At 54.5% G+C, this 685-nt stretch carries 1 protein-coding gene; it reads left to right on the top strand.

Going from position 1 to position 685, the window contains the following annotated elements:
- Window positions 1–492 precede the first annotated feature (492 nt).
- Window positions 493–685: CpcT/CpeT family chromophore lyase (locus NW838_RS08285; RefSeq protein ID WP_414427848.1), on the top strand; the 193-nt coding region annotated here is incomplete at its 3' end.

Here is a 685-nt window from a genome sequence, read left to right as displayed (position 1 = left end):
GCTGTCCTTGGGCAACCGCCCAGTCTTTCAGAGCAGACAAGGATTGCCCCAGCAGCGGAATGGGTAGGGCCGACATCAATACCATCTTAGACGAGATCTCAAGAGGCACAGGAGTCCGGCTCCTCTACTCTAGCCTGTCCCTGCAACCCAATCCCCTTCAAGAACTCCGTCCGAGTGGCGCGAACGGCCTCGTCGCCACAGGGTTGCGGTTCCCCTGCCCATGGCAACAACTCCGCCAGAGACAGGGCGGGTGACGGTAAGCAACAATGCTCTCTTAAATCCCTTAAATTCCCTTAAATCAAGTTGCCCAAGGGCTTTTCCACCCCGCACTCAAGTACAGGGCTACCAAGCTATTCCCTGGTGTAGTTTTGTAGAGTGTGTTATGGAGTGCGCCATCGGGACGGAGTCCCTGACAGTTGGACAAAGTCTGCAGGATCAGGAGCGCTCGATCTGAATCTTCTCGATTTCAATCCATTGAATCCATCTGAACCTATGTCTGTTTCCCCACAACTGGCTCAACTGGCCACCTGGATGGCAGGGCACTTCAACAACCTACAACAGGCGATTGCAGAGCCCGTCTGGTTTGCCAACATTCATGTGTACCAATGCCCCTTGCCTTGGTCGGTGTTGCAGGGGGTGGGGTTTTACGTGGAGCAACTGTACGACATTTATCCTGAGCAGCCCT

The organism is Synechococcus sp. R55.2 (assembly GCF_047462075.1).
Classification (GTDB): Bacteria; Cyanobacteriota; Cyanobacteriia; order Thermostichales; family Thermostichaceae; genus Thermostichus.
The sequence above is the reverse complement of the archived record's forward strand: the minus strand, read 5'-3'. Positions and strand labels throughout refer to the sequence as shown.